General features: G+C 57.1%; 25 protein-coding genes. 16 read left to right on the top strand and 9 right to left on the bottom strand.

What is annotated here, in order from left to right:
- Positions 1 to 6 precede the first annotated feature (6 nt).
- From HALO_RS03805 to HALO_RS03730, 16 genes are all read left to right on the top strand, one after another.
- Positions 7 to 1,386: a malonyl-CoA decarboxylase gene (locus HALO_RS03805; protein WP_035580770.1), complete on the top strand. Its 1,380-nt coding sequence runs from the start codon at positions 7 to 9 to the stop codon at positions 1,384 to 1,386.
- Positions 1,383 to 2,921, top strand: coding sequence for a malonate--CoA ligase (locus HALO_RS03800; RefSeq protein ID WP_050713070.1), 1,539 nt, complete (start codon positions 1,383 to 1,385; stop codon positions 2,919 to 2,921). The genes HALO_RS03805 and HALO_RS03800 overlap by 4 nt, the downstream gene beginning before the upstream one ends.
- A 158-nt stretch (positions 2,922 to 3,079) precedes the next feature.
- Entirely contained in the window at positions 3,080 to 3,538 is a 459-nt protein-coding gene (locus tag HALO_RS03795; RefSeq protein WP_231896802.1) for a DUF2170 family protein, read from the top strand.
- 68 nt (positions 3,539 to 3,606) lie between these two features.
- Positions 3,607 to 4,302, top strand: a complete 696-nt coding sequence (locus HALO_RS03790; RefSeq protein ID WP_050713069.1) for a PspA/IM30 family protein — start codon at positions 3,607 to 3,609, stop codon at positions 4,300 to 4,302.
- A 45-nt stretch (positions 4,303 to 4,347) separates the two neighbouring features.
- Entirely contained in the window at positions 4,348 to 5,070 is a 723-nt protein-coding gene (locus tag HALO_RS03785) for a DUF2491 family protein (protein WP_050713068.1), read from the top strand.
- A 57-nt stretch (positions 5,071 to 5,127) separates the two neighbouring features.
- Complete coding sequence (locus tag HALO_RS03780) at positions 5,128 to 5,541, top strand: DUF350 domain-containing protein (RefSeq protein WP_035580785.1); 414 nt, start codon at positions 5,128 to 5,130, stop codon at positions 5,539 to 5,541.
- A gap of 26 nt (positions 5,542 to 5,567) precedes the next feature.
- Positions 5,568 to 6,191: a DUF1190 domain-containing protein gene (locus HALO_RS03775; RefSeq protein WP_035580786.1), complete on the top strand. Its 624-nt coding sequence runs from the start codon at positions 5,568 to 5,570 to the stop codon at positions 6,189 to 6,191.
- Between the two features lie 19 nt (positions 6,192 to 6,210).
- Positions 6,211 to 7,377 carry a glutathionylspermidine synthase family protein gene (locus HALO_RS03770; RefSeq protein ID WP_050713067.1) on the top strand — a complete coding sequence of 389 codons (1,167 nt, stop codon included), beginning with the start codon at positions 6,211 to 6,213 and terminating at the stop codon, positions 7,375 to 7,377.
- A 165-nt stretch (positions 7,378 to 7,542) separates the two neighbouring features.
- The gene (locus tag HALO_RS03765; RefSeq protein WP_035580792.1) at positions 7,543 to 9,567 is read left to right on the top strand and encodes a methyl-accepting chemotaxis protein; all 2,025 of its coding nucleotides are present in this window, start codon (positions 7,543 to 7,545) and stop codon (positions 9,565 to 9,567) included.
- Positions 9,568 to 9,579: 12 nt separating this feature from the next.
- Positions 9,580 to 10,647, top strand: a complete 1,068-nt coding sequence (gene cheB / locus HALO_RS03760) for a chemotaxis-specific protein-glutamate methyltransferase CheB (protein ID WP_035580794.1) — start codon at positions 9,580 to 9,582, stop codon at positions 10,645 to 10,647.
- A complete protein-coding gene (locus HALO_RS03755) occupies positions 10,644 to 12,080 on the top strand; it encodes a CheR family methyltransferase (RefSeq protein WP_035580796.1) in 1,437 nt (478 codons plus the stop codon). The genes cheB and HALO_RS03755 overlap by 4 nt, the downstream gene beginning before the upstream one ends.
- 1 nt (position 12,081) lies before the next feature.
- Entirely contained in the window at positions 12,082 to 14,181 is a 2,100-nt protein-coding gene (locus HALO_RS03750; protein WP_050713066.1) for a hybrid sensor histidine kinase/response regulator, read from the top strand.
- 38 nt (positions 14,182 to 14,219) lie between these two features.
- Entirely contained in the window at positions 14,220 to 14,576 is a 357-nt protein-coding gene (locus HALO_RS03745; RefSeq protein WP_050713065.1) for a response regulator, read from the top strand.
- 74 nt (positions 14,577 to 14,650) lie between these two features.
- Positions 14,651 to 16,330 carry a diguanylate cyclase gene (locus HALO_RS03740; protein WP_035580804.1) on the top strand — a complete coding sequence of 560 codons (1,680 nt, stop codon included), beginning with the start codon at positions 14,651 to 14,653 and terminating at the stop codon, positions 16,328 to 16,330.
- Positions 16,320 to 16,880 carry a chemotaxis protein CheW gene (locus HALO_RS03735; protein WP_050713064.1) on the top strand — a complete coding sequence of 187 codons (561 nt, stop codon included), beginning with the start codon at positions 16,320 to 16,322 and terminating at the stop codon, positions 16,878 to 16,880. The genes HALO_RS03740 and HALO_RS03735 overlap by 11 nt, the downstream gene beginning before the upstream one ends.
- A gap of 1 nt (position 16,881) precedes the next feature.
- Positions 16,882 to 17,292 carry a hypothetical protein gene (locus HALO_RS03730; protein ID WP_035580809.1) on the top strand — a complete coding sequence of 137 codons (411 nt, stop codon included), beginning with the start codon at positions 16,882 to 16,884 and terminating at the stop codon, positions 17,290 to 17,292.
- A gap of 20 nt (positions 17,293 to 17,312) precedes the next feature.
- On the opposite strand, the gene HALO_RS03725 is transcribed toward HALO_RS03730, so the two are convergent.
- The 9 genes from HALO_RS03725 to HALO_RS03685 all read right to left on the bottom strand — a co-directional run bounded on the left by HALO_RS03725 (position 17,313) and on the right by HALO_RS03685 (position 26,791).
- Entirely contained in the window at positions 17,313 to 18,518 is a 1,206-nt protein-coding gene (locus HALO_RS03725) for a molybdopterin molybdotransferase MoeA (RefSeq protein ID WP_035580811.1), read from the bottom strand.
- Positions 18,511 to 19,032 (bottom strand): molybdenum cofactor biosynthesis protein B, encoded by a 522-nt coding sequence (moaB, locus tag HALO_RS03720; protein WP_050713063.1) that lies wholly within the window; start codon positions 19,030 to 19,032, stop codon positions 18,511 to 18,513. The genes HALO_RS03725 and moaB overlap by 8 nt, the downstream gene beginning before the upstream one ends.
- Positions 19,033 to 19,037: 5 nt before the next feature.
- On the bottom strand, positions 19,038 to 19,370 hold the full coding sequence (locus HALO_RS03715; protein ID WP_035580816.1) for a DUF1244 domain-containing protein: 333 nt from the start codon (positions 19,368 to 19,370) through the stop codon (positions 19,038 to 19,040).
- Positions 19,371 to 19,490: 120 nt separating this feature from the next.
- Positions 19,491 to 20,591, bottom strand: coding sequence for a formate dehydrogenase subunit gamma (locus HALO_RS03710; RefSeq protein WP_050713062.1), 1,101 nt, complete (start codon positions 20,589 to 20,591; stop codon positions 19,491 to 19,493).
- Positions 20,592 to 20,602: 11 nt separating this feature from the next.
- Positions 20,603 to 21,217, bottom strand: a complete 615-nt coding sequence (fdh3B, locus tag HALO_RS03705) for a formate dehydrogenase FDH3 subunit beta (RefSeq protein ID WP_035580821.1) — start codon at positions 21,215 to 21,217, stop codon at positions 20,603 to 20,605.
- A gap of 64 nt (positions 21,218 to 21,281) precedes the next feature.
- Positions 21,282 to 24,134 (bottom strand): molybdopterin-dependent oxidoreductase, encoded by a 2,853-nt coding sequence (locus HALO_RS03700; protein ID WP_050713061.1) that lies wholly within the window; start codon positions 24,132 to 24,134, stop codon positions 21,282 to 21,284.
- Between the two features lie 24 nt (positions 24,135 to 24,158).
- A complete protein-coding gene (locus HALO_RS03695; RefSeq protein WP_050713060.1) occupies positions 24,159 to 24,359 on the bottom strand; it encodes a twin-arginine translocation signal domain-containing protein in 201 nt (66 codons plus the stop codon).
- Positions 24,360 to 24,444: 85 nt separating this feature from the next.
- Entirely contained in the window at positions 24,445 to 25,074 is a 630-nt protein-coding gene (locus tag HALO_RS03690) for a TorD/DmsD family molecular chaperone (protein ID WP_035580825.1), read from the bottom strand.
- A 4-nt stretch (positions 25,075 to 25,078) separates the two neighbouring features.
- Positions 25,079 to 26,791: a 4Fe-4S dicluster domain-containing protein gene (locus HALO_RS03685; protein WP_035580826.1), complete on the bottom strand. Its 1,713-nt coding sequence runs from the start codon at positions 26,789 to 26,791 to the stop codon at positions 25,079 to 25,081.
- Positions 26,792 to 26,955 lie beyond the last annotated feature (164 nt).

The following is a 26,955-nucleotide window of genomic DNA, read 5'->3' as shown; positions in this document are numbered from 1 at the left end:
TCGACCATGAACATGCTGTTTTTGCAGGAGCTGTTCAACAACATCACCCAGCGTGATGCGCTGTTGCGCCGCCGCCATCCAGAGACATTAACGCCCGACCATGGGCAGCTGGTTAACGCCTGCCACAAGCTGTTGGAAAGTGATGGCGAAGCTTCTAGCATCGCACTGGCAAGCCGTGCCTTGGCGATTTACCAGCGCCTTTCGGCGGCGGAAAAGAGTCGCTTCTTTGCCCGCCTAACGGCCGACTTTGCGGCCGAACCCGGCCCCATTGACGCAGCCTACCTGGCCTATCAGGAGGTTCGCGACAACCCATCGCTACAGCGCCTGTTTGAAGCCTGCGAGCCGCGGCGCCAAGAGCTTTTCCGGCGCCTAAACCTGGCCAGCGACGGTACCTATGAGCTGGTCAAAATGCGTGAAGATCTGCTGGGATTACTGCGCGAACAGCCCGAACTGGCGGCCATTGACGACGACTTCGCCCACCTGTTCGGCTCCTGGTTCAACCGCGGCTTTTTGATGCTTAAGCGCATTGACTGGAACACACCCGCTTCAATTTTAGAAAAGATCATCCGCTACGAAGCGGTCCACGAGATTCAGGATTGGGACGACCTGCGCCGACGCCTAGACGCCCGCGACCGTCGCTGTTTCGCCTTTTTCCACCCGGCGATTGGCGACGAGCCGCTGATCTTTGTCGAAGTCGCCCTGCACAAGGGTCTGCCAAGCCGTATCCAACCGATCTTATCGGGCGAAAGTTCTGGAAATAGTTCTGGAAGTCGAAAAGCCATCGATGAGCCCGAGGATGCCGATACCGCAGCGTTCTTCGGCATTAGCAACTGCCAGACCGGGCTGCGCGGGATCTCCTTTGGTAACTTTTTGATCAAGCAAGTAGTGCAAGAGCTCTCTCAGGAGCTACCGCAGCTTAAATACTTTGTCACCCTCTCGCCGGTGCCTGGCTTCTCCCAGTGGCTTCAGGAGCAGCGTGATGATGAGCAGCTTCCCGCGTCGCTGCGTCAATCACTCAAAGGGCTTGAAACACCGGGGTGGCATCAGGACAAAACCCGCGAAGAGCAGCTCAAAGCCGCCATTCGCCCGCTGGCCGCCCGTTACCTGATTGAAGAGAAGAACCGTCACGGCCTGCCGCTCAACCCGGTGGCCCGCTTTCACCTCGGCAACGGCGCCGAACTTCATCGCATTAACTGGCTGGGCGATATCTCTGAGAAGGGCTTTAAACAGGCCGCCGGCCTGATGGTCAACTACCTCTATGTGCTGGACGATATCGAACGCAACCACGAAAACTATACCGCCAAGGCGACCGTTGCTTGCTCAAGTGAGGTGCGTGACCTCGCCAAACGCGCCCGCAAGCTGGCCAAGGGAGAGACCACCAAATGAGCCACAACCTATTTGAAACCTTTGCGGCCAAAATGCGTGAGCGCGCAGAGGCCGATTTTATTACTACCCGCGATGGCCGCCGCTATAGCTATACCGATGCGCTGACCATCAGTGCGCAGCTTGCCGGAGCGCTAACCGAGCTAGGCGTTAAGCAAGGCGACCGCGTTGCCGTGCAGGTAGATAAAAGCCCTGAAGCTATTTTGCTTTACCTGGCCTGCCTGCGCATCGGTGGCGTCTATCTGCCCCTCAATACGGGCTATACCGGCGATGAGATTCGCTACTTTTTAAATGACGCCGAGCCCGCGCTGTTTGTTTGCCGCCCTAAATTACTCGATGAGGCACAGGCGCTTGCCGCTGAAACCGGCTGCCCTGCGGTGGCTACCTTGGGTAGCGCCAGTGATGGCAGCCTAATGGAAACCGCTCGCACGGCAGCGCCGCGGGAGAATATCGTGGCACTTGGCGAGCGCGACCTGGCCGCTATTCTTTACACATCCGGCACCACCGGGCGTTCCAAAGGCGCCATGCTAACGCACAAAAACCTCGCCTCTAACGCCGAGACACTGGCCAAAGCGTGGCATTTCAGCGCTGATGATCGGCTGATCCATGCACTGCCGATTTTCCACACTCACGGCTTATTCGTCGCCTGCAACGTCACCTTGATAGCGGGCGCCAGCATGCTCTTCCTGCCTAAGTTCGATGCCGATGTCATTTTTGAAGAGTTGCCCCGTGGCACTGTGATGATGGGCGTTCCTACCTTCTATACGCGCTTGGTTCAGGACGAACGACTGACCCCAGAAGCGACTGCCAACATGCGGCTGTTCGTTTCCGGCTCTGCTCCGCTCACCGCCGAGACCCACGAGGCGTTTGAAGCCAAAACGGGCCATGCGATTCTTGAGCGCTACGGTATGACCGAAACCAATATGAACCTCTCCAACCCCTATGACGGCGCCCGCCGAGCAGGCACTGTGGGCATGCCGCTACCCGGCGTGGAGATGCGCATTACCAACCGGGAAAGCGGCGATGAGGTGCCGTTTGGCGAAATTGGCATGCTGCAGATCCGCGGCCCAAATGTGTTTATCGGCTAMTGGCGGATGCCTGAAAAAACCCGTGAGGAGCTGTTAGACGACGGCTTTTTCATTACCGGCGATCTCGCCATGGTCGACGATCAGGGCTATGTACATATTGTTGGCCGCGACAAAGACCTGGTGATTTCCGGCGGCTATAACGTCTACCCCAAAGAGGTAGAGCAGGTGATCGACGAGCTCGATCAAGTCGCCGAATCCGCGGTAATCGGCCTGCCGCATCCCGACTTTGGCGAGGGCGTGACCGCCGTGGTCGTACGCCAGCAAGGCGCTGATCTTGGAGAAAACCAGCTTGAAGAGGAGGAAGTAATCACCCATTTAGATGGTCGGCTAGCTAAGTATAAGCAGCCCAAGCGGGTCTTCTTTGTCGATGAACTGCCGCGCAATACGATGGGCAAAGTACAGAAAAATGAACTGCGCAAGCGGTTCAACGACACCTATCAAACGCCTTAGTCGCGTCTTCTAGGCGCTACCCATCCCTGAACGTTTGCCCCAACTCTTTAGCCCGGCACGATACGGCAAAGAGGCGGGGCGTTTTTTTGCGAAAAGGAACCATTTGCTCTACTAAATGTTAAGGTAAGGTCACTTAACAAACGATGGAGCAGATTGCCTTGACTACGCCTACCGTTACCAACGGCATCACCGCCACCGAGCTATATAAGTTAGCCAGTCAGCCAGCGCACAACAGCGCTGGAGATGCGCCCCTTGAGTGGCCTGAGGGCACTATCAGCCTGGATGAGACGAATCAGACCCTGATCTGGGAGCTTAACGATTACGGCAACTTGCCGATTACCCTGTCGCGCAGCGAAAATGAGTGGGTCGCCATGGCACCTATCGTTGCCGTGGAGAGCGTTAAAAACACCGCTGAGCTCAACGAAGTACTGCTGCGCCAGGGCATTGCGTTACCGCTGGCCTCCGTGGGGATTGTCGAGATCGACGGTCACGACTTCTATGTGGCTTACGGGCAATTGTTTGGCGACTCAAAACTTGAATCAATTTGCGCCGAGCTCCACGCCACGGCCAGTGCGGCCATGGATGTTGCCGAACTGATTCAGACCCATTTCGCCTAACGTTAGTTAATTGGTCAATGTCACTTGCACGGTGGCACTTTACAGTCCTTTTTTAAGAGAAATTTCTTATGTTAAGCAAAATCATGACGGCGCTACGTGGCAAAGCAAATGAAACCGGTCAAGCGGTGGTGGACTCCCAGGCGCTGCGCATTTTAGMCCAGGAAATCCGCGACTCAGAAAATAGCCTGAGCCAGTCTAAAACTGAGCTTACCCGCCTGATGGGCCAGCGCCAGTTGAACAGCAATAAAGCCGACACGCTGGAAAGCAAAATTGCCGAGCTGGAAAAAAGCGCTGAAGCCGCTTTGGATAAAGGCGAGGAAGCGCTGGCCGTGGAAGTCGCCGAGCGCATGGTGGCGCTACAGGATGACCTGGAGGCGGAACGTGCCATTATTAGCGAGTACGACGCCAGCATCGAAAAACTGCGCGGCGCTATTCGCGGTACCGACAACCAGCTTCGCCAACTCAAGCAACAAGTGAGCGTGGTCAAAGCCACCGAGTCGGCGCAGAAAGCCCAATCCGCCGTGGCCGCTCGCCACTCGGGTCAGAACAGCGCCATGAGCAGCGCCATGGAATCCCTGGAGCGCATTAAAGAGCGCCAACAGCTTAACTCAGCGCAAATGCAGGCTGCTGACGATATGGCCGCAGAAGAGAGCGGCAGCTCGCTGGAAGCCCGCTTGAAAGCAGCCGGTGTGGGTGGCCAGAATCGCAAAGCAGACGATGTGTTAGCGCGCCTGAAAGCGAAGAAAAACGCCGCACAGGAATAAGCGTTAAGAGCAAGTCAGTGCTTAAATCGATTTGGGAGTCAGGCCATGTTTAATACCCTCAAGGCACTTTTTCGCGCTACCACGGAGAAGCCACCCGAGCCAAACACCGGCCGCCCGGTAGCCGCAGGCCTGCCCATGGGCATCAGCCAGGAGGACCTTGAGGGCCTACGCCTGGATGGGCGCGTCAATATCAAGCTGATCGGTCTGCGCGCCCACCCTGATGCGCTGTTTCGCTGGGATGACGACGCCTACCACCATATTGCCGCCGTGGGCCACGTGGATCTAGGCCAAGGGGCGCAGCTGGTGCGCTTCTATCTGGATAACGACACCTGGCTGCAGGCCAACATTGAGCATGGCCAGGTGCTTGAATATAAGCTGTTCGACTTTTACCGTGTCGCCCATCTCTCGGATGCTGAGTTTGATAAGTTGATCAACGGTGACGACAAACTGCCCGACAGCATCGGTGCGCAAACCGTCGCGATTACCTCGACCACTGACGAGGCACGCAGCTGTTCCTTCCAGCGGGTATGGGGTAACGGCGACAGCCTGTGGTCGCCACCGGTGATTTTCGATGAGCAGGTAATGACCACCGAGAGCGTGGCTGCCAGGCAGGTGMCTCATCACGCGATGCTTTATGAGCGCACCATTGAAGGCGCTGAGCGCATGGAGTACTTGCTGCTCAGCGCTGAAAGTGATGGCGAAGGCAGCTTTATGGTGGTGCACAACGTTGGGGTGGACGTGGCCTCCGTTGATATCGACGCAATGTAATCAGTCAGCTGTTTTTTTAAACGCAAAACTTAAGAGCTATAAAAGGAAACTGCCACCATGGTGAATTATCTCTACGGCCTGCCGTCATTTATCGCCTATCTAGTGACGGCGATTGTGCTACTTGCCGCCTTTATGTACTGCTACAGCCGTCTTACCCCGCACCACGAGTGGACACTGATTCGTGAAGGTAACGCAGCGGCTGCCTCTGCCTACGGCGGCTCGATTTTAGGCTTTACTATTCCGCTATATAGCGCGATGGCGCACTCGATCAACTTTATCGATTTTGTGCTCTGGGGCGTAGTGGCCTTTATCGTCCAGTTGGCGACCTTCTTCGCGGTGAAGCTGTTTCTGCGCAAGCAGGGCGAAAGCCTCTCGCAGCACATCACCGAAGGCCACCAGGCCTACGGCATTTTGATGGCCAGCGTGGCCGTGGCAGTCGGCTTACTCAACGCCGCTTCGATGACTTGGTAACGACGACGTGGTAAAGGAGAGCCTGCATGTCTAAACACGATCACACCCCACATTTGCCACGCCGCAAGCGCAGCGGGCGCTTGTCATTGGCAATGATGGGCGCCAGCGCTTTTGGTCTTACCGCCTGTGGCCAACCACCCCAGGAAGAGCAGATCACCGATATAGAGTTCGACCAGCCGCGCAGCTTTCAAAGCGTTGAGGATTGCGTCGCAGAGAATGTCTATACCCGCAGCGCCTGCGAAGACGCCTACGAAGCCTCTTTAAAAGAGGTGCCGCGCTATAGCACGCTTGAAGAGTGTGAAGCTGAGAATGGTGAAGACGCGTGTACTGCCCCAACCGATGAGCAGTCCCAAGCCGCAACCGGAAGCACCGGCGGCAGTTGGTTTATGCCCGCTATGATGGGCTATATGATGGGCAACATGATGTCCAATACCAACCGGGGACGCTCCTTTGAGCGGGTGTATCAGGAACCGGTGTATCGCAACCGTCAAAATCAGGGCAACTGGAACACCGCCTCGAACCAGGCCACCCAGCGCGTCACCCAGCGTAACGATGCGATGCGCAGCTCGGTGGCGCAGAATCGCCAAGCCACGTCTCAACGCCGGGGCTTTGGCTCGCGCTCCTCGGCGCGGGGTGGCTGGGGCTCCTAAGCCACCAGCAAAGATCACCATGCTGCGAATCGATATCCCTGAAAGAAGCAATTGGAAGGCCCTGGCCCACGAACTGGGCTTTCATTTTCATACCATCGACGGGGAGCCCTACTGGAAAGAGGACGCCTMCTACCAGTTCACGATGGAGCAGGTAGAGCGGGATATTGAAGCGCCTACCGAGGCGGTGCATGAGATGTGCATGGAACTGGTGGATAAGGTCTGCCACTCCAATGCGCTTATGCAGCGTTTGGCACTTCCCGAGCATATGTGGGATAGCATCCATAACTCGTGGAAATCAGGGCAGCCGCACCTCTACGGGCGAATGGACTTTGCCTATTCCGGTGACGGCCCGGCGAAACTGCTGGAACTCAACTACGACACGCCCACGTCGCTTTACGAAGCGGGTTTTTTTCAGTGGGTATGGCTTGAAMAAGCCATTGCGCAGGGCATCCTGCCCCGCCACGCGGATCAGTACAACTCAATTCAAGAGCGCCTGATCAACGCCATGGCCCACCTTGGCGACCGCATTGAAGCGCGCACGCTGTATTTCTCCTGCATCAAAGATAATGCCGAAGAACGCGCCACCGTGCACTACCTGCAGGATGTGGCGGTGCAAGCAGGTCTCAAGGCGCCGTTTATCTACACCGAAGATATTGGCCTGCATCCTGGGACAGAGCACTTTGTTGACCTGGATAACCAGCCTATCCATGCCCTGTTCAAACTCTATCCCTGGGAGGAGATGGCCGACGACGCCTTCGGTGAATATATCCCGCAGTTAAACACGCACTGGTTCGAACCGCCCTGGAAAGCGATTTTGTCTAACAAGGGTATTCTGCCCCTGCTATGGGAGCACTTTGAGGGCCATCCCAATCTGCTACCGGCGTTTTTCGAGAATGCCAAAAGCCCACCGCTGCCAGCAGGCTGGGTGCGTAAGCCATTCTTCTCCCGGGAAGGCAGTAACGTGGAACTCATTACCCCCGCCGGTCAGCGCGAGGCCGTGGACGGCCCCTACACCGACAGCCCATGGATTCGGCAGGCCTACCACCCGATGCCCCGCTTTGGTAATAATCACGCCTTAATTGGAAGTTGGGTGGTGGGTGACCGCGCTTGCGGTATGGGCATCCGCGAAGACGTTGGCCGCATTACCAAAGACTCCTCGTGCTTCGTGCCCCACGCGATCGTGTAAACGCAAGTACCAAAACACGCTGATATAGGCTGGACAGCCCTCACAAAAAAAGCTGAAATCGTTGCTACTACCCTAAGTAGAGTGGTAAGTATCACTCTACTTCTCACCCTGAGCGCTACTGAGCAGCGTCGTTAGGGCCACGTTTACTTTGGAGCAACGGCGAACATGATGGCGCGCTGGAAATCCCTACCTTTACGGCTTCGGCTATTTCTCTCTTTTGGGACGGTCTTAGCACTCGCAATGCTCCTGGCGCTCTATCTTCAAGCGCGCTCCCACAGCCAAGCGCGGCTGAATAACCTGCTTAATCAAGAGCTACCGGCACAGGTAGAAGGGCTGGCCGCTCATGTGAACCTAAGCCTCAGCCAAGATCTCGCCATTTCCGAAAGTCTGGCCAATAGCTACTTTATTGAGCAGTGGGTTCGCGACGGTCTGCCTGAAGAGCGACAAAACGATATCGCCAACTATTTAGCGCGCCTTATGGCGCAGTTAGATACCGAGCTGGTTTTTATTGCCACTCAATACCAGGGGCGAGGCTACTACTTTCAACTTCGCAACGGTGATTTTCTTCAGCGAACAATCCAGCCGCCTGGCAGCGAAGATGACTGGTACTACGATTTCACCGACAGCGATAACACTTACGAACTGAATTTAGATAGCGACACCTTTTCTCCCGATGATGCCTTTGTCTACGTCAATTACCGCAGCGCGGTAAATGCCACCAACGGTCGACCGCTAGTAGTCGCCGGCGCAGGGCTGGACCTTTCCCAAATGGCCAGCTTGATTGACGACTTTCGCTTAGGTGACACCGCTCACGCTTCGCTGCTCAGCGCCGAAGGTGAGTTGCTCGTTCGTAGTGGGGAGAACGATCCGAGTAGTGAAACCGCAGCGGAGTCCTTACCAGATCAAGCGTCGCAGCGCCTGCTGCGTGATGAACAGCTGCAGGTACAAGAGATTGAGCGCGACGGCCACGCCCTGCTGATTAGCACGCGCTGGCTACCCGAGCTGCAGCGCTACCTAATGGTCGAAGTCGATAAAGAAGCCTACTTGGCGTCCACCCACGAGCGCTTTCTGGAGTCCAGCGGTATAGGCCTGCTCATTCTGCTTGTCGGATTACTGGTGCTCTACCCACTGACTGGGAGCCTGATCCGTCCGCTGGTTAATTTCCAGCGCCAGCTCAAGGACATCACCCACAGCCTGGATCTTTCGCGGCGGGTCAGCACCGATGACAAAGCCGAGCTTGGCGATTTAGCCGATCAAACCAACGAGCTCCTTGAGCGTCTCTCCCGCGCGATTGCGGCAGTGGCCAAGAACGCTCAGGCACTAACGCAAGTCGCCGACCGGCTGGCGAAAACCGCCGGGCTTTCCGGTGTGCACGGTAGCGATATCGATCATGAAGCAAGCCAAACCATGGCCGCCGCAGTCGAGGAGATGGCCTCTTCGGTAGCGGAAATCACCTCCACCATGGAAGAGCTCTCTACCTCGTCAACCCAAATCGCCGACCACTCACAGTCAGTGGTCGACGTTGCCAACCAAACCCTGGAGCGCAGCCGCAAAGGCAGCGCGGCCATGCAACTGCTACAGTCAAAAATGCAGGATATCCGCAGCGACAGCGAGCAGAGTTTGGCAGAGATCATGACGCTAGGGGCGAAATCCAAACAGATTAATAAGGTAATGGAGCTGATCAATACCCTGGCCGCCCAGACCAAGCTGATTGCCTTTAATGCCGCGCTGGAAGCCTCAAGCGCGGGAGAGTCGGGCCGACGCTTTTCGGTCGTTGCCAGCGAGATACGCCGCTTAGCTGACAGCGTGACCGACTCTACCCAAGAGATTGAAGCGCATACTGATGATATTCAGACAGCGATTAATCGCTTAGTGGTCGCCTCTGAAAAAGGCGCCTCCTCAATTGAGCAGGGCGTTGACGCAAGCATGAGCACCGCCCAGGATCTGGAGGCGCTGCTTAAGGCAGCGAGTCAAACCAGCAGTGCGGCCCAGCAGATATCGCTGTCTACTCAGCAGCAAAAAACCGCCAGCAGTCAGGTGGTAATGGCGCTGCGCGATATCGATACGGCCAGTTCACGCAACGCACACTCGGTGCGCAGCATTACCGACATCAGCCAGGATATGATCCATATGTCGGCTGAGCTAAACGCGCTAGTGCAGGAGTTCACCCTAACAAATAAAGATCGCTGATAAGGATACCGAATGAGCGTAATTCGGGTAGTCATTGCCGACGACAGCCAAGTAGCCCGCGACGTGTTACGCGACATCCTCAGCCGAGACGGTGATATTGAGATCGTGGGTGAAGCCACTAACGGCCGCGAAGCGGTGGAACTGGCCAAACGCCATGCGCCGCAGCTGATCACCATGGATCTCAACATGCCGGTGATGGACGGCTTGAGCGCTATCGAAGAGATCATGTATAACAAAGGGGTGCCCATCCTGGTGGTCAGCGACCGTTCCGATGCTCAAACGGCTTATCAAGCCCTTGAAGTAGGCGCGTTAGAGGTGATGCCTAAACCCACCCTGGAAGGAGCCGATGCCGAGCGCTTGCTGGCGCGTATACGCCTGCTTTCCGGCGTGGCGGTAATCACTCGCCTGCGCCGCCGCGGTACAACACTGACGCCTATGCCTTCTTTGCCGACACTTCCCGACGCGCCCAGGGGGGTACCACGCAACTTTCAACACGTGGTCGCGATTGCATGCTCTACCGGTGGCCCGCAAGCACTCGTACGGGTACTACGCAGACTACCCGCCGGGTTTCCGGCGCCTATTGTGATCGCCCAGCACATCAGTCATGGGTTTATCGATGGCATGGCACAATGGCTTGGGTCGCTATGTGCCATGCCGGTCAGTGTTGGCCAAGAGGGCGAGCTGCTACGCCCAGGGCATATCTATTTGTCACCTTCCGAGCGTGATTTATGTGTCACTCCCCGCCACCGTTTCCAGCTTCAACCCAGCCCCGAGAAGTCCCTTTACCACCCCAGTTGCGATGTACTGCTGCAGAGTGTTGCGGAAGTGTATGGCAGTGATGCGATGGGCATTATTTTGACCGGCATGGGCCGAGATGGCGTTAATGGCATGCGGGCTATTTACCAAGCAGGCGGCACCACTTTCGCCCAAGATGAAGCCAGCTCGGTGATTTACGGCATGAACCAGGAAGCCGTTAAAGCTGGGGTCATTCAGTATGAATTACCGCTTGATAGCCTTCCGGATCGGCTGCTGCGCGATGTGCGCGGCTACTTAGATAGCCGACCGGAGCCCTTGGCATGAGCGCCTTTGCCCCCTTTAAAACCCTGGTGCATCAGCGCTGCGGCTTACACCTGGAAGGCTTGGCCGAAGCGCGGTTATTCCGAGCGGTCGCCAGCTTACAAGCATCAACGGGGCTCACCGACACCACTGCGCTCCTCACACAATTAACCAGCGACGCTGCGCTATTCGATCAGTTTGTCAGTCAGTTAACGGTTAACGAAACCTATTTTTATCGCGAGCCAGATGCCCTGAACTGGCTGGTCAACAGCTATTTACCTGCGCGTTTAGCGGCAGGTGGCCCGCCGCTATCCATCTTCAGTGCGGGCTGTTCCTCCGGAGAAGAGCCCTATAGCGTGGCGATGATGCTGTTTGAGCGCTTTGGCGAACGGGCCAAAGCGCTGTTTACCCTCACCGGTGGCGACCTGGACCATCAAGTCCTCGCCAAAGCACGCCAAGCGGTTTATGGCGGCATGGCGTTTCGCGCCCTCTCTCCCGACTTCAAAGCGCGTTACTTTAGCCCTTACCAGGGGCGCTTTAAGCTTCAAGAATCATTGCGCCAGTGGGTAACCTTTTGCCCATTCAACCTATTGAATGCCGATGAGAGCAACCCCGGCGGCCCCTTTGATGTGATTCTATTTCGCAATGTGTCGATCTACTTTGACCAGCAGACGCGGCGCCGCATTCATCAACAGCTTGGCCAGTTGCTAGCCCCGAATGGTATTTTACTCTGCGGCGTCACCGAAACCCTGGGTAACGATCTCGGCGTATTTGAACTGGTCGAAGACCAGAGCGTCTTTTACTTTCGCCGTGCAGAGCAACCCATGGCAGTGCCAACAGCTACCCATCACTCCGTCGCCCAGGGCGACAAGTCAGATGACAGTGTTGGCGTCGGTGATAGCGCGAGCAAAGAGTTAGAGCTAGCCAGTAGCGCTGATTTAGCGCCCGATGCGCCGTCTGAGCAAGAAACGGAAAACACAGCAATAGAAAACACACAAACAGACAACATCACCCAACAGCTACACACCGCCCATCGCTTGCTCAATCAAAATGCCTTTGCCGAGGCCGCTAAGCTACTAAAGACGCTGCTTAAGCAGCAGCCGTGGTCAATTGATGCGCTGATTTTGGCCGGATTAGTCGCCCGTTGGCAGCAGCAGCCCCATCAGGCCTACGACTATTTTAAGCGGGCCATTTACGTAGTGCCGGAGTGTTGGCCTGCGCACTTCTATTTAGCTGAACTTTATCGCCAGGGTGAGTTGACCGATAAGCCTGCTCAACGCCAGCGTAGCTATGCTGCCGTTGTCCGGCTGCTGACCGCCGCGCCGACCTCTAATGGCGGTCTAGACACTATCGCCCCGCCGCTACCGCCTGGCGATGCACGCTTTCTAGCCGAACGCTACCTAGCCGCGGTCAACACCACGCTGGCATCAACCAGTACCACACAGGGAGTGGGTTAATATGGCGCTGGATATTCGCCGCTTTATACAGCGCTTCGTGGAAGAGGCCGCCGACCACCTGCCCCGCTTGCGCGAAGGGATCCGCGCACTGGAGCAGGGCCACGCTGATCGCGAGCAGATCAACGAACTGTTTCGCGCAGCGCATACGCTGAAAGGCTCGTCGCGGATGCTTAAGCTGGTGCCAATCACGGCGCTGGCACATAGCACTGAAGAGCTGCTCAGCGCGCTGCGCGATGGCACCTTAACCGCGACGCCGACGGTTACCAGCCTGCTCAGCCAAGCGGTTGACGGGTTGGCAGACTTCGTTAGTCGGCTCGCTGAAGGGGCAACAGGTGACGACTTACCTGCGGCTGATGAGGCACTCTGTAGCGCCCTTGAAAATGCCGCTCACGGTCAGGCCCCAAGCCAGCCCAGCACTCCCCCACCGCTGACCTCGGTGCCAGTTCCCTCAACGGCGCTGGCGACCGAGAGCGAGTTACGCCTCAGCGATACCGTGCGGGTTCGCTTGGATCGGCTGGACGATGTTATTCGTTTGATGGGTGAAGTGCTATCCGGGCACCACCACTTACATACCCTCGTTGACCAAGCCCGAGCGCTAAGTACCACGCTGCCTGCCGAGCAGCAAGCGCCCTTTCACAGCTTTCACCGTGAGCTGAAAGATAGCGTTTTAAGCCATGACTCGCTGATGAGCGACCTACACGACCGAGCACTGCAAATGCGCATGCTGCCGCTCAGCGTCGTGTTTGMCCCTCTCGCGCATATGTCCCGTGAACTGGCTCAGTCACTCGGCAAACAGGTCGACTGCCGCGTGCGCGGCAGCGAAATCGAACTTGATCGTCAGATGATTGATCGGCTGTCAGATCCGCTTATTCACCTTCTGCGTAATGCCTTGGACCACGGTTTAGAGCCGCCTGCAGAGCGCCAGGCGGCGGGTAAATCACCGCGTGGACAGTTGGTGATAGAAGCCTGGCAGGACGCTGACTGGGTAGTCGTGGAGATGCGTGATGACGGCGCGGGCATTGCGCTTGACGCCGTGCGTCAGAAAGCGCTCGCCAAGCAGCTAATCAGCGAAGAGCAGCTTAACGCTCTGAGCGAGCAGGAGACCCTGGAGCTGATCTTCCTGCCCGGCTTCTCGACCAAAAGCATGATTACCGACTTCTCAGGGCGCGGTGTGGGCATGGATGTGGTCAAGCGCACCGTGGTGGATGATCTCAACGGTGACCTGCAGCTGGCCAGCGAACGCGGTAGCGGTACGCGCTTCACCCTGCGCCTGCCGCTCTCGCTGGCCATGATGCGGGTGCTGCTGGTTAGCGTTGGCGGTGTCAACATCGGGGTAACCGCGCCTTACGTATCGGAGTTAGTAGAGTGCTCATCGCAATCATTCATTGATGCCGCAGGACAGCGCACGCTGATTTTACGCAACGAATTTGTGCCCGTGGTATCGCTTGCCCAACTGCTTGAACTACCTGAGACGAGCGCCGTCACAGACACCACCCTGTTGTTGGTCGTCCACCAGCGGCACCAAAAGCTCGCCCTGATTATTGATTCACTGATTGATGAACGCGATAGGGKGATMAAGCCGCTGCCGGTGCATCTACGCCATTTACCGCTGGTCTCAGGCATGGTGTCCATGGGGCGCAATGCGCTGGTAAGCCTGCTCCATGTACCCGCTTTGCTGGAATCCACCCGGCACACTGCTCAGCGTCCTAGCCATGAGCGCACATCCTCCACTCTCGCGAAGCGAATTTTGGTGGTTGACGACTCACTGAATACCCGCGAAATAGAAAAAGACGTACTCGAAGCATGGGGCTATCACGTCACCCTGGCCGAAAATGGCCGCGACGGATTAGCCAAAGCTCTGGCGGAGCCGTTTGATGCGGTACTGACCGACGTTGAGATGCCGGTAATGGATGGCTTTGCGCTGACTGCTCGACTGCGCGAAAATGAGGCTTATCGTGATCGGCCAATTATTATTATCACCTCGCGGGAAAAAGAGGCTGATCGTCGACGCGGCATTGAGGTCGGAGCCGACGCCTATATCGTCAAGGGCAGTTTCGATCAAAATAATTTAGTAGAAACGCTACAAGCCCTACTGGGCTAATAACGAGCGTCAATAACACAACAGCCATGAGGTCGCGAATGCCTATCCTGGTCGTAGACGACGACCCGCTTGCCGGGGAAATGACGGCGGCACTGCTAGAGTCTCAGGGCCATGCCACCTTGATGGCCTTAGMCGCCATGGAAGCCGTCGAGCAACTAGACACTCACGGTGATATCAAGCTGATTGTCAGCGATATGCACATGCCCCTTGTCAGCGGTCTAGCACTATTGGCAATGCTGCGTGAGCAAGACAATCACCTGCCGTTTATTTTACTCACTGGGGACACTCCGGATGCAACGCTACAGCAGACACCGGGCCTGGATGCCTGTTTGCGTAAAGATGCCGAGCTGGCTGACAACCTGGAAACTGCTGTGAAACAGGCACTCGCCAGCTAAGCAGTGCTACATGCGCTGGAATGGATAATGGATGGAATGGATCGCCGCTTTCGATCACTTACGTAGGTAGTTTGATGTCTAAGCCAGCCCCCTCGCTGCACGATAAGCTAAATCAGCTGCGTGAGCGTTTTATTGAGCAGTTGCCGACCCGCTTAGCGCAAACCGCCGAGCTGTGGCAGCAGAGCCGCACATCGAGTGAAGAACAGACGCGACTAGCACCGGAGCTACACCGCTTTTTTCATAGTTTGAAAGGCACCGGGAGATCACTGGGCTTCGAGCGGCTTGCCGTGCTTGCTGATCAGGCAGAGGAGGCGCTCACTACCACGCCCACCCGACCCGACATCGACGCTTATATCAGCCAACTACTACGCCAGCTGGGTCACGAGCAGCAGCATCTACGTTCCCACCACGGTCAACAGCAAGCGTTGGCGGCCGTCAACAGCTTCGAACTTAACAGCCAGGTGGAGCCGCTGCGCAATAAGCGCCAGCGGCTGATTTACCTATGCGACGATGAGCCCGAGCAGGTCGACCAACTGATCCATCATCTCCGCTGCTTTGGTCATGACGTCGTACACTTTATTGATACGGAGACGTTCTTTAACGCCGTACTCACGCGTCGCCCTGACGCAGTGATCATGGATGTGCAGTTTCCCCAAGGCCAAACCGCAGGCACCGAAACCCTAACCAGCTTGAACAAGCTAACCGGCCAACCACTACCCGCCATCGTTTTGTCGGCCCACAGCGATTTTCACTCGCGCCTGAGCGCCGTTCGTGCAGGCTGTGGCGGCTACTTTACCAAACCGGTTAAACCGCTGGATCTTATGCTGGCGGTGGATGAGCTCACCGCTCCGGCGGTGGAAGAGCCGCTGAAGGTACTGGTGGTGGATGATGAGCCCGAGGTGGCTGCTTATCACGCCTTGCTGATTGAAGAAGGCGGTATGATTGCACATCAGGTGCACCATCCCGCCGATGCACTCACGGCCATGGAACGCTTTAGCCCCGACTTACTGCTGGTCGATGTGTATATGCCGGTATGTTCGGGTGAAGAACTGGCAACGATTATTCGTCAGCAGCCGGAATACCTGGGGCTACCGATTATCTATCTCTCCAGTGAAACCGACAGCAAAAAGCAGATTTCCGCCATGTCCGCGGGAGTCGAAGCCTTTCTTACCAAACCCGTACAGCCTGAAGAACTGGTCTCTGCCGTCAGGCTGCGCGCCGAACGACTACGTCTGCTGCGCTCATTAATGACCCGCGACAGCATGACCGGGCTGTATAACCACAGCACTACCACCGAGCTGATCAATAAAACCCTTGCCCAGGCCCACCGTGATAATAGCCCCCATGCCCTGGCAATGATCGATATCGATCACTTTAAACAGGTTAACGATACCCACGGCCATTTGGCGGGCGATCAAGTAATCATCACCTTGGCAAGACTGCTAAAAAGCCGTCTGCGGCTCTCCGACATTATTGGCCGCTACGGCGGTGAAGAGTTTGTCGTACTGCTCAAAGGCATTCATGCCGAGAAAGCTGCTACGTTAATCGGCAGCTTGCGGGAGGATTTTGCACTGGTTGATTTTCACGCAGGCGACGTTCGTTTTCGCTGCACCTTCAGCGTGGGGATAAGCAGTTTCCCCGCGCATCCCTCTACCGAGTCGCTGCGTTTAAGCGCCGACCAGGCGCTCTACCGCGCCAAACACCAAGGGCGCAACCAAGTAGTGATATCGACGGAGCTAGCCGATGAGCCCTGAACAGCCCCACGACAACCCAGCGAATGACCTGCCGTTCGCCACTCAGACCTTGGAAGAGGCATTAGCGACACACGACGATGCAGAGAGGGTAGTCGATGTTGATGAGCCGACCCAGCAGCTAGTGCTGTTCCGACTCAACGGACAACGTTTTGCGCTACCCGGCAGCGCGGTGAGCGAAATTCTACCCAGCGACCAGCCCGTCTATTACGTACCGGGGCTACCCGCCTCCMCCGAAGGCGTGCTGCACCTGCGTGGTAAAATTGAGTCCGTCATTAGCCTGCATCAGTTACTCAATTTACCCACGCCGGAAGGTCCTCCTAGCGGGATGATGTTGCTAGTCAACGCCGCGGGAATTAGTAGCGGTGTGCGTATCGAGCAGCTTGACGATGTCTGCGAGGTCACCCAGAGCCTGCTGCAAGCTCCCCCCGAAACGCTTCCTGCCGCGTTACGCCCTTATGTTAGCGCGCTGTGGCAGGTAGACGAGCGCCAAGCGCTTGCCCTGCTTGACCCCGAAGCACTGTTCGACGCCTACCAGCAGGGTCTGGGTTAAAATGCCCCAGCGTCACGGCCTGCATGAACAAGCCCAAGTTGCCTTGGTGCTGTTTCGCATTGGTCCTTACCATGCAGCCCTGGAAGCGTGTCACGTACTCGCCATGACCGATCACCCAACGGCTTTGCGCACCGCCAATGCTCACTCGCTGCTCTACGCCGGGGGCGACCATGACTCCCCGCCTAGCCGCTGGCTCACTCTGCGCGACGCTCAAACGACCACTAATGACAGCCACAACACTTGGCAACTGGGCGTAAGCGGAGACATTACGCTTCGGCAACTACCCGCCGACACGCTCCACCCGCTGCCTAAACTGCTGCTTTCTCGCCGATTTTCAACCGCGCTATGCGGTTGTACCTTTGATCAGCAGCAGTTGGTGCTGCTGCTGGATGCACGCAAGCTTAGCCCTTAGCTTTCTCAAGCCCCTGCTTCTTAGCCCGCCAACCACAAGCAGCTAATGGCATCGCCCTTGGCTATTTCACTATTGGCCGGAATCACCGCAAATGCATCGGCGTTAATACAGGATGAGAGCACCCCGGAATTCTGGTCATCAAAAGCCGTCGCCGTTACGCCGCTGGGCGTGAATTCAAGCGTCACACGCATATAGTGCTCACGTGGGCCGGTGGAGGTAGCAAACCCAGCTTTCGCGGTCACAGCGGGCAGTGATGTTAGCGCCGGACAGCCCAGCATTGCGCCCAGTAAGGGGCGTAAAAACAGCCAGGCGCCGACAAACCCCGAGACCGGATTACCTGGCAACCCCACAAACCGCGCATGACTGCCATCGTCACGGGGTAAGCGGCCAAGTGCTAACGGCTTACCAGGGCGAATCGCCAGCTTCCACATATCCAACTGGCCGATCGCTTCCAGCGCGGCTTTGACGTGATCCTCTTCGCCGACGCTCACGCCACCGGTGGTGACCACTAAATCCGACTCAGCAGCGGCCGCCGTTAACAGTGCCACCGTGCGGGTGTAATCATCCGGTACGCTAACGGTACTCACCACTTCGGCGCCAAAATTCTCCAGCAGCCGTTTAAGCATGGGTCGGTTGGAGTTGTAGAGCTGCCCCGCCTTAAGCGGCGTACCGGGGTCGATGATTTCATCGCCGGTTGAGAGCAGCGCAACCCGTGGCCGACGGCGCACGCTGACCTGGGTAATGCCCTGGCCTGCCAAGTGGCCAAGAGCTGCTGCCTCGAGCCGTTCACCGGCATCGAGCAGCACAGAGCCACGCCTGACGTCCCGGCCCTGACGACGAACATTATCCCCCGCAGGGATATCCGCAGGCATCAGCGCACATTCACCGTCAACCTCTACCCGCTCCTGCATAACGACACAGTCAGCGCCAGGTGGAATCTCACCGCCGGTAAAAATACGCGCGCAGCTATTTGGCTCAAGCGCTTGGGCGGGAGTGCCCGCCGCAATACGCTGACTCACCGGTAGCCACTTTCCCGCATCGGCAGCGCGCAGCCCATAGCCATCCATCGCGCTATTATCAAACGGCGGTACATCTAACTGCGCGGTAACAGCTTCGGCCAACACACGCCCAGCCGCGGCTTCCAGCGGGACGCTTTCAGCACCAACGGGGCTTACGTCGGCCAGTAGCGCTTTGAGCGCGGCGGATATCGGCTGCAAATCAGCCATGTTGCCCCCGGCCTGGGATAACCAGGTTGGCGAAGTTGCAGGGTTTGTGGCGGCTATCCAACTGCTCGGCCAGAATGCCGTCCCAGCCGGTGCGGCAGGCGCCGGTCGAGCCCGGTAGGCAGAACACTACCGTGGCATTGGCTAAGCCGCCGAGGCAGCGGCTCTGGATGGKGGAGCTGCCGATCTCTTCACCGCTTAGCTGGCGGAAGCGTTCGCCAAAGCCTTCAATGCGCTTATCCAGCAGCACCGAGATAGCTTCCGGCGTGGAGTCGCGGCCGGTAAAGCCGGTGCCGCCGGTGGTGATCACCACCTGTACTTCCGTATCGGCGATCCAGTTGGCTACCACCGCGCGAATGCGGTAGACGTCGTCTGGCACGATGCGCTTTTCAACGAGTGTATGCCCGGCGCTGGTTAATCGTTCTACCAGCGCCTGGCCGCTGCGATCCGTCTCTTCTGTGCGGGTATCGGAGACCGTCAAGACTGCGATGTTGAGGGGCACCATTGGCTCACTCATTGACGTCACCTTTGTTTGGCAGCTTTCTTTTTGGCGTGATGCGCTTCCCAAGCGGCCATCTGCTCTGGGGTGGCAGGCGGCTGGTAGAGTTCCTTCCACTCGCTGTAAGGCATCCCATAAACGTACTCACGGGCCTCTTCATAGTTGAGGCTTTCATCCCGCGCTTCGGCGGCGCTTACCAGCCATTTTGATAAGCAGTTACGGCAAAAGTCCGCCAGAATCATCAGATCGATATTCTGTACATCTTTGTTATCGTCCAGATGCTGTAGCAAACGCCGAAACGCAGCGGCTTCGAGCTCGGTGCGCGTGGACGGGTCAAACTCATTAAACGCTGACATAACCGTTCCTCTCAAAAAAATGCCTTTGGGTTMCTCACTAACTTAACAGGCAGCATAACAAAAGACACCGCCAGAAGGCGGTGTCTTAGGCTACTTTGTAAGCACTTTATTAAGCACTTATCAGCTGGTCCGCGTTGCCGATGGTTCGCTACTATCACCACCTGACTTGCGAGCCGCCACCTCTTGTTCCGATAGCGTTTGGTCTTTGACCTCTTCGTACCAAAGATTATGGTGCTCTTTGGCCCAGGTCTCATCCACGTAGCCCGTGGTCATACCTTCAAGCGCGCCTTCGGTACCCAGCGTGCCGATATAAATATGCCCTAAGGAGATGGCGGTGAGCCCTAACGCACCCACTGCGTGGATAATGTTGGCCCACTGCATGGTGTCACGGCCCTGGTTGAAGTTGGGGAAGTCGAGAACAAAGCCACTGGCGATAACGAGAATACCTACCGTAGCCAATATCCAGTACCAAGCCTTCTCCCCACCGTTGGCAAAACCTGCATCCACATGCTTTTTGCCAATCATACCGCCGCCTTTCTTGAACCATACCCAGTCGTGCTTTTTGGGAATATTCTCTTTAATCAAGCTGACCAGCAGTATGACAAGCAGAATGCCGAAGATAGGCCCCAGGTAGTTATGCAGCACTTTTGTCGCCGCAATCATCCAGGCCCAAATTCCATCACCAAACAACGGGCGGAACACAAACTTGCCAAACAGCAGCGTCATGCCCGTCAGCGCCAGAATGATAAACAGCGTCGCTACCGTCCAGTGCAGTGCGCGCTTCATTAACGTCCAGCGCAATAGCAGACGCCCCGTGCGCGGCGCCTCCAGATCCTTGCGGCCGACAATGAAGTAGAACAGCGCAATCAGCGCCGCCATGCCAAATACCGCAATCAAACCAAACGGCGACACCCAGCGGTTACGAATCTGCCGCCAGGTTTCACCGCTTGCATTGATCAAGCTGTAGTCGCTTTCATAACGCGAGTCACGGTAGTTAGGCCCGGTCTCTCCACTACGTACCTGACGCCACTGGTCGGCGGTAATGCCAGGAGCGGCAGKGGTCATTTCGCGGTCAGGATCTGCTTGGGCCACCGCCACTTGCGTGAAGCCGAGGCTTAGCACCAAAGCAAGCGCCACCAACATAAAACGCCAAATGCCCAGGGCGAGCCCTTTACCTGAGCGCGGCACCCCACCGGGTGCCTGTGCAGTCAACAGGTTCATGACACGCCTCCTTACCCTTTATGGGCAGCATCATAGGCTAGGTTGTCGGCACTGGCCTGAGGGTTATTGGACCAGGCGCCATCTTTGTGGCCGCGATGGACAACGCGCTGGCGGAAGATATCAGCCACGTCTTGAGCATCACCGGCCAGCAGCGCTTTGGTGGAGCACATCTCGGCACATAGCGGCAGCTTGCCTTCGGCAATACGGTTAGAACCGTATTTCTCGTACTCCTCTTCTTTACTCTCGGCAGGGCCGCCCGCGCAGAAGGTGCATTTGTCCATCTTGCCGCGTTCGCCAAAGGCATCCTGCTGGGGAAACTGCGGAGCGCCAAACGGGCAGGCGTAAAGGCAGTAGCCACAGCCGATGCAGAGGTCTTTATCGTGAAGCACGATGCCGTCATCGGTTTTGTAGAAGCAGTCGGTCGGGCAAACCGCCATACAGGGTGCGTCGTCGCAGTGCATACAGGCCACTGAGATCGACATTTCACTCGCTTCACCGTCGTTGAGCGTGACCACGCGGCGGCGCTGAATGCCCCACTCGACGTCGTTGGCATTTTTACACGCGGTAACGCAGCCGTTGCATTCGATGCAGCGTTCTGCGTCACACATAAATTTCATTTGAGCCATGGTGTTCTCCTCATGCCGGTGCGGGATGGCTCCCGCACCGTCGTGCTGTCAGGTCGGTCGAAGCTTAAGCCCGCTCAATGCGGCAGATGGKGCACTTGGTCTCTTGCATCAGTGTCACCGGGTCGTAGCCATAGGTGGTGGCGGTATTGGCCGCCTCACCAATGATGTACGGATCAGACCCATCCGGGTAACGGTCACGCAGGCTTTCGCCCTGGAACATGCCGCCAAAGTGGAACGGCATAAACGCTACGTTACGATCGACGCGAGGAGTGACCAGGGCTTTGACCTTCACACGGCCCCCTTCTGCCCCTTCCACCCAAACATCGTCACCATCTTTGATGCTGAGGTCGTTGGCGTCCGCCGGGTTAATTTCGACAAACATCTCCTGCTGCAGCTCGGCAAGCCACGACATGGAGCGCGTCTCTTCACCGCCGCCTTCATACTCAACCAGTCGCCCAGAGGTGAGAATCATTGGATACTCGCCAGTGTTGTCGCGATCCTGAATGGTTTTGTACATGGTCGGCAGGCGCATGATGGAGTCGAAGTCGTCCCAAGTAGGGAAGCGTTCAACCAAATCGCGACGCGTGGTGTAGAGCGGCTCACGGTGCTTCGGCACTTGGTCGGGGAAAGTCCAGACTACAGCGCGTGCCTTGGCGTTGCCGTAAGGCGCGCAGCCATGCTCAATGGTGACACGCTGGATACCGCCAGAGAGGTCGGTTTTCCAGTTTTTGCCTTCCGCCGCCTGTTTCTCTTCGGCAGTCAGGTCGTCCCACCAGCCCAGATCTTTAAGCAGTTGGTCGTTGAACTCCGGGTAGCCGTCGTCGATATCGCCGCCCACCGGCGCTGACCCTTCCGCAAGAAGGTTGACACCATCACGCTCGATACCAAAACGGGCGCGGAAGCCCATACCACCTTCCATCACCGGTACGCTGGTGTCGTAAAGATTGGGCGAGCCCGGGTGCTTAAACTCTGGTGTACCCCAGCAGGGCCACGGCAAGCCGTAGTAATCACCGTCCGCCGGGCCACCCTCTGCGCGCAGGTTCTCGAAGCTGAACGTGTGCCAGTTTTTCTGGTGCTCTTTAAGGCGCTCGGGGCTTTGCCCGGTGTAGCCGACCGTCCACATACCGCTGTTGATTTCGCGCAGAATGTCGTCGATGAGCGGCTCATCACCGTTCATCTGGTAGTTCTTGACCAGTTCATTACCGAAGCCCAGCTTACGAGCAAACAGGTACATGATCTCGTGGTCGGGCTTGGACTCAAACAGCGGTTCAATCACCCGGTCACGCCACTGAATCGAACGGTTAGTCGCGGTGACACTGCCCGTGGTTTCGAACTGGGTGGCCGCTGGCAGCAGATAAACGCCGTCGCTGCGGTCGTGCATTACAGCGGCAACGGTGGGATAAGGGTCAACGATGACCATCATCTCAAGCTTCTGCATCGCTTTTTGCATTTCCACGCCGCGGGTCTGGGAGTTAACCGCGTGGCCCCAGTAGAACATCGCTTTCAGCGCGGTACGCTGGGAGATGTTCTCGTCCTCCTCGAGCACGCCATCGACCCAGCGCGACACGGTAATACCGGCGGTGTACATGGGCTTACCATCAGCGTACTCGGTATCGTCATAGCGGCCTTTAAGCCACTCGTAGTCGAGATCCCACACCTGCGCCCAGTGCTGCCAGGCACCTTCCGCCAAACCGTAGTAACCCGGCAAGGAATCGCAGCCAAGGCCAAGGTCAGTTGCGCCCTGTACGTTATCGTGGCCGCGCAGGATGTTAGCGCCGCCGCCCGCCACACCAATATTCCCCAGCGCTAGCTCAAGAATGCAGTAAGCCCGGGTATTGTTGTTGCCAGTAGTGTGCTGGGTGCCGCCCATACACCAGACCACACAACCAGGCCGATTGTCGGAGAGGCGCTTGGCGACATCAAACATCTCGGCTTCAGGGACGCCGGTGACTTCTTCTACAACGCTGGGCGGAAAGTTAGCGACTTCAGCGCGCACTTCATCCATACCGTAAACGCGCTGATTGATGTACTCGTTATCTTCCCAACCGTTTTCGAAAATGTGCCACAACAGACCCCAAATATAGGCAACATCTGAACCGGGACGTAGACGCACATATTTGTTGGCCTTGGCGGCGGTGCGGGTAAAGCGCGGGTCGGCGACAATGATGTCGCAATTATTGCGCTCTTTGGCGATCAAAATGTGCTGCATCGCCACCGGATGTGCTTCGCTGGGGTTAGAGCCAATGAACAGAATCGCCTTGCTGTTATGCATATCGTTGAGCGAGTTGGTCATCGCACCGTAACCCCAGGTGTTCGCCACGCCCGCCACGGTGGTGGAGTGGCAGATACGCGCCTGGTGGTCGGTATTGTTGGTGCCCCATAGCGAAGCAAGCTTGCGCATTAAATACGCCTGCTCGTTGCTGAACTTCGCCGAGCCTAGCCAGTAAACGCTGTCCGGGCCGTGCTCTTCGCGCAGCTCAAGCAGTTTGTCGCCAATTTCGTTAATGGCGTCATCCCAGTTCATGCGTTCCCACTCGCCGGCCACCAGCTTCATCGGATACTTAAGACGCCGCGTGGAGTGGCCGTGCTGGCGCAGCGAAGCGCCCTTCGCGCAGTGCGCACCACGGTTGATGGGGTGATCAAAAGCGGGTTCTTGCTTGGTCCAAATGCCCTCTTGAACTTCGGCATAAACGCCACAACCCACTGAACAGTGGGAGCAGATGGTGCGTTTGGTCTCGACCGGCGAGTCCAGCACGGGGGTTTTGTCGGCTGCTTCTGAGCGCTGCATCATGGGCGCACCCATAAAGCCAACGGCGGCCACACCGCCGGTGGCTGCACCGCTGCGTTTGAGGAACTGGCGACGGGAAATACCCAGCCCGGAGGCCTTGGGGGTGTCTGTTTTGCGAGTTAAGCGCATGGCAAATCTCCTGGCATTCCGCCGTCAGTCACGCAGCGAGGCGTAGTAAGCACGGACGTGATCAGTCTCACGGTAGTTAACCGTTGGTTTTTCGTCTTTCACCGGGGCAGTGTCAGCCTGTGCCAGAGTGACATGACCGACTGCCGCCGCGGCGCCAGCAGCGGCGGTTCCCAACCCAACGGTTTTCATAAACCGGCGGCGCTCAGCATTGTGTGACGGTTGCATGGGKTTCTCCTCTTGCATGCTTTTTTGTGCGGGTCTTTTTATGCTGTTTTTTGCTTTTTTTGCTGTTTCTTTTATGAAGCCTGCGTTAAGGCTCAAGAATACGCACTGGCGTATGGCCCGCATCAACCCTCAAGCGAGCCTGCTCACTCTCCATAAAAGCGCTACCCAACTGCCCCAGCGCTGCATAGAAAGCGGTGTCTACCTGCCCCAGGTCGGCAAAACAGTTGGCCGCCCAAGGGGCTAAATGTTGGCTAAAGAAGTAGCCCTGCTCTGCGCTTTCGGCATCAATCAACATCGCCATCACTTCACACAGGGCAGCCAGATGATCTTCAGGATCACGGGTATGCTCACTGCGTTCAAAGCCGAGTACTTTTAGATCCTGGCGCAGCGCCACCAGCGCCGCTTCCATCAGTTCGCCGTTGCGGTACCAGGAGGCATAAGGCACTACATCACCTTGAATCACCCCCACCAAGTGGCGAAAGTGTGCCCGCTGAAGTCGCTCAACGTCAGCATCACTCTGTTCAGTACCGGCAGCGGCTGCCGCCAGTGCCTGCCAACACTCTGCCAAGCGGCTGCCGTCCTGCTCGATTGTCAGCTCTGCCAGCCAGTTGAGCAACTCAGTATCCGGCGGTTGGCGCAGCAGCGTGGCTAACAGCCGGTAGATATCGGCGCGTAGCGAATCCGCTTCTTTAAGCGTGGGCAGTGCATCCGTCATCGGCTTATACCTTCAGTTGCGCGTCGGGATCGCGAATCATGGTTTTCCAAACATCTTTTACCCGGCAGTCTTCGCACATTTCCAGGCGGATCATCGCTTCACCAGCAAAGTAGGGGTGGTTAGCCAGCTTCTGTTTAATAGTAGCGACCGTGCTGACGGTGGCAAACGGCTTACCGCAGTTAATGCACTCGAAAGCAGCTTCTTCGTGGCAGATGTGGCGCGTTTCGCGGGCATCGGATGCCAGGAAGCCGGGCAGCAAAGTAATCGCATTTTCCGGGCAAGCCTGCTCACACAAACCACACTGCACGCAGTCCGCTTCAAGGAAGCTCAGCGCGGGCGTGTTGCCGCCTGACTTTAATGCCGGAGTCGGGCAGTTGCTGACACAGGCGTGGCAGAGCGTGCAGGCATCGCTATCGACTTGAATGGCGCCGTAGGCAGCGCCTGTCGGCACGGCAACCCGCTCGCCGCTGGGGTTACCCAGTTCGGCCAGCCGAGACAGCACGCGGTTCAAACGCGCACGCTTTTCTGGCTCTGGCAGGCTAAGCGGTGACTCTGTCAACGGCGTTAGCGCCGGTAGCGCATCCCGGCCTGTACTATCGGCTATCTCAATCAGCTTGACGCGCGCGCGATCATGGCCCAAGGCATCCAGCAACGCGTGGGCTTGGGCAACCTGGTCGGTCAAAAAAGCGCTTAAGCGGGCAGGCATATTGGGGTGCAGCTGGATACGCACTTCGGCGGCACCGGCGGCCAGAGCGGTTAGCCACTGGTCATGGCCCGCTGCGCCCAGCTCTTCTAGCGGAGCGTCGATGATATGGCCTGCGGTGACAACACCCGCTGCTCGCTCAGCATCTTGGGAATCATGGGTAATAAAACGCAGCACCGGCGCTTGACCACCCGCTTCGCGGTAGGCGCCCAGCCAAGCGGAGAGGGTATCCTGCTGGCGGCGGGTTTCAGGCAGGCGGAATTCGATAGCCCCAGTGGGGCAGGCGCTGGTGCAACTGCCCACGCCTTGGCAAAGAAAGGGGTCAATTTCGATATGCGACTCAATCCGCCCCTTAATGCTGGAGATGGCATCCGCGGGGCAAACATCCAAACAGCGGGTACAGCCAATATTGCCGCTAGTGGAGTGGGCACATAAGTCACTATTAACTTGAAAGTAGCGTGGCTTGTCGAATTCGCCCACCAGCCCGACAAAATCGTCGAGGGTGTCGCTGCGTTGCTCAACGCTCTGCCACTGCATCACCACATAACCTGGCGGTGGCAGTTCCCAGCGCTGGGTATGGGTAGCCGCAGCAAGGTCGAGGATGAGGTCAAAACCGTCGCGCTCTATCAGCGCGCGAGCAAGATTCAGCACTGAATCGCCGTCATCAAGCTGGACACTAAAGGCTCCCAGATAACCGTTAATACGCAGCTGGCTGAGCTGGTCGCGGGTCAATGTTTGGCTAATCAGAGGCTCGCTAGACCCGAGGGCATCGACAGCGTCACTCCCTTTATCGGTGACTAGCAGCGTCAACGATGCCAAGCCGCGCCCCTGGAGCGCGCGAGCGGCTGGATAAACGTCGTCTGCTGACCCTATCAACAGCGCATGACCGCGGCTGTGATAGGTCACATTGGCAGGCGTTAAATTAGCGGGCCAGGAGATACGCTGGCGTACCGATTCCCGAGCCTCAGCATTACGCTGGTCGTCTATCGACGCCAGTTGGATTCGTTGGTTCATGCGTTCTCACGGTCAGTGAATAATTCTTATTATAATTTTGAGTTATATTATTTAACTATTGTGGCATAACAATGCGTTGAAGCTAAGTTCAGCGTATGGCGAAATTCGATATTTGCCAACCTGATTACCGTCAACGCTGCCAACGCTGGCGACATATCGCATGC

It is taken from the genome of Halomonas sp. R57-5 (assembly GCF_900070345.1).
GTDB lineage: Bacteria > Pseudomonadota > Gammaproteobacteria > Pseudomonadales > Halomonadaceae > Vreelandella > Vreelandella ventosae_B.
The sequence above is the reverse complement of the archived record's forward strand: the minus strand, read 5'-3'. Positions and strand labels throughout refer to the sequence as shown.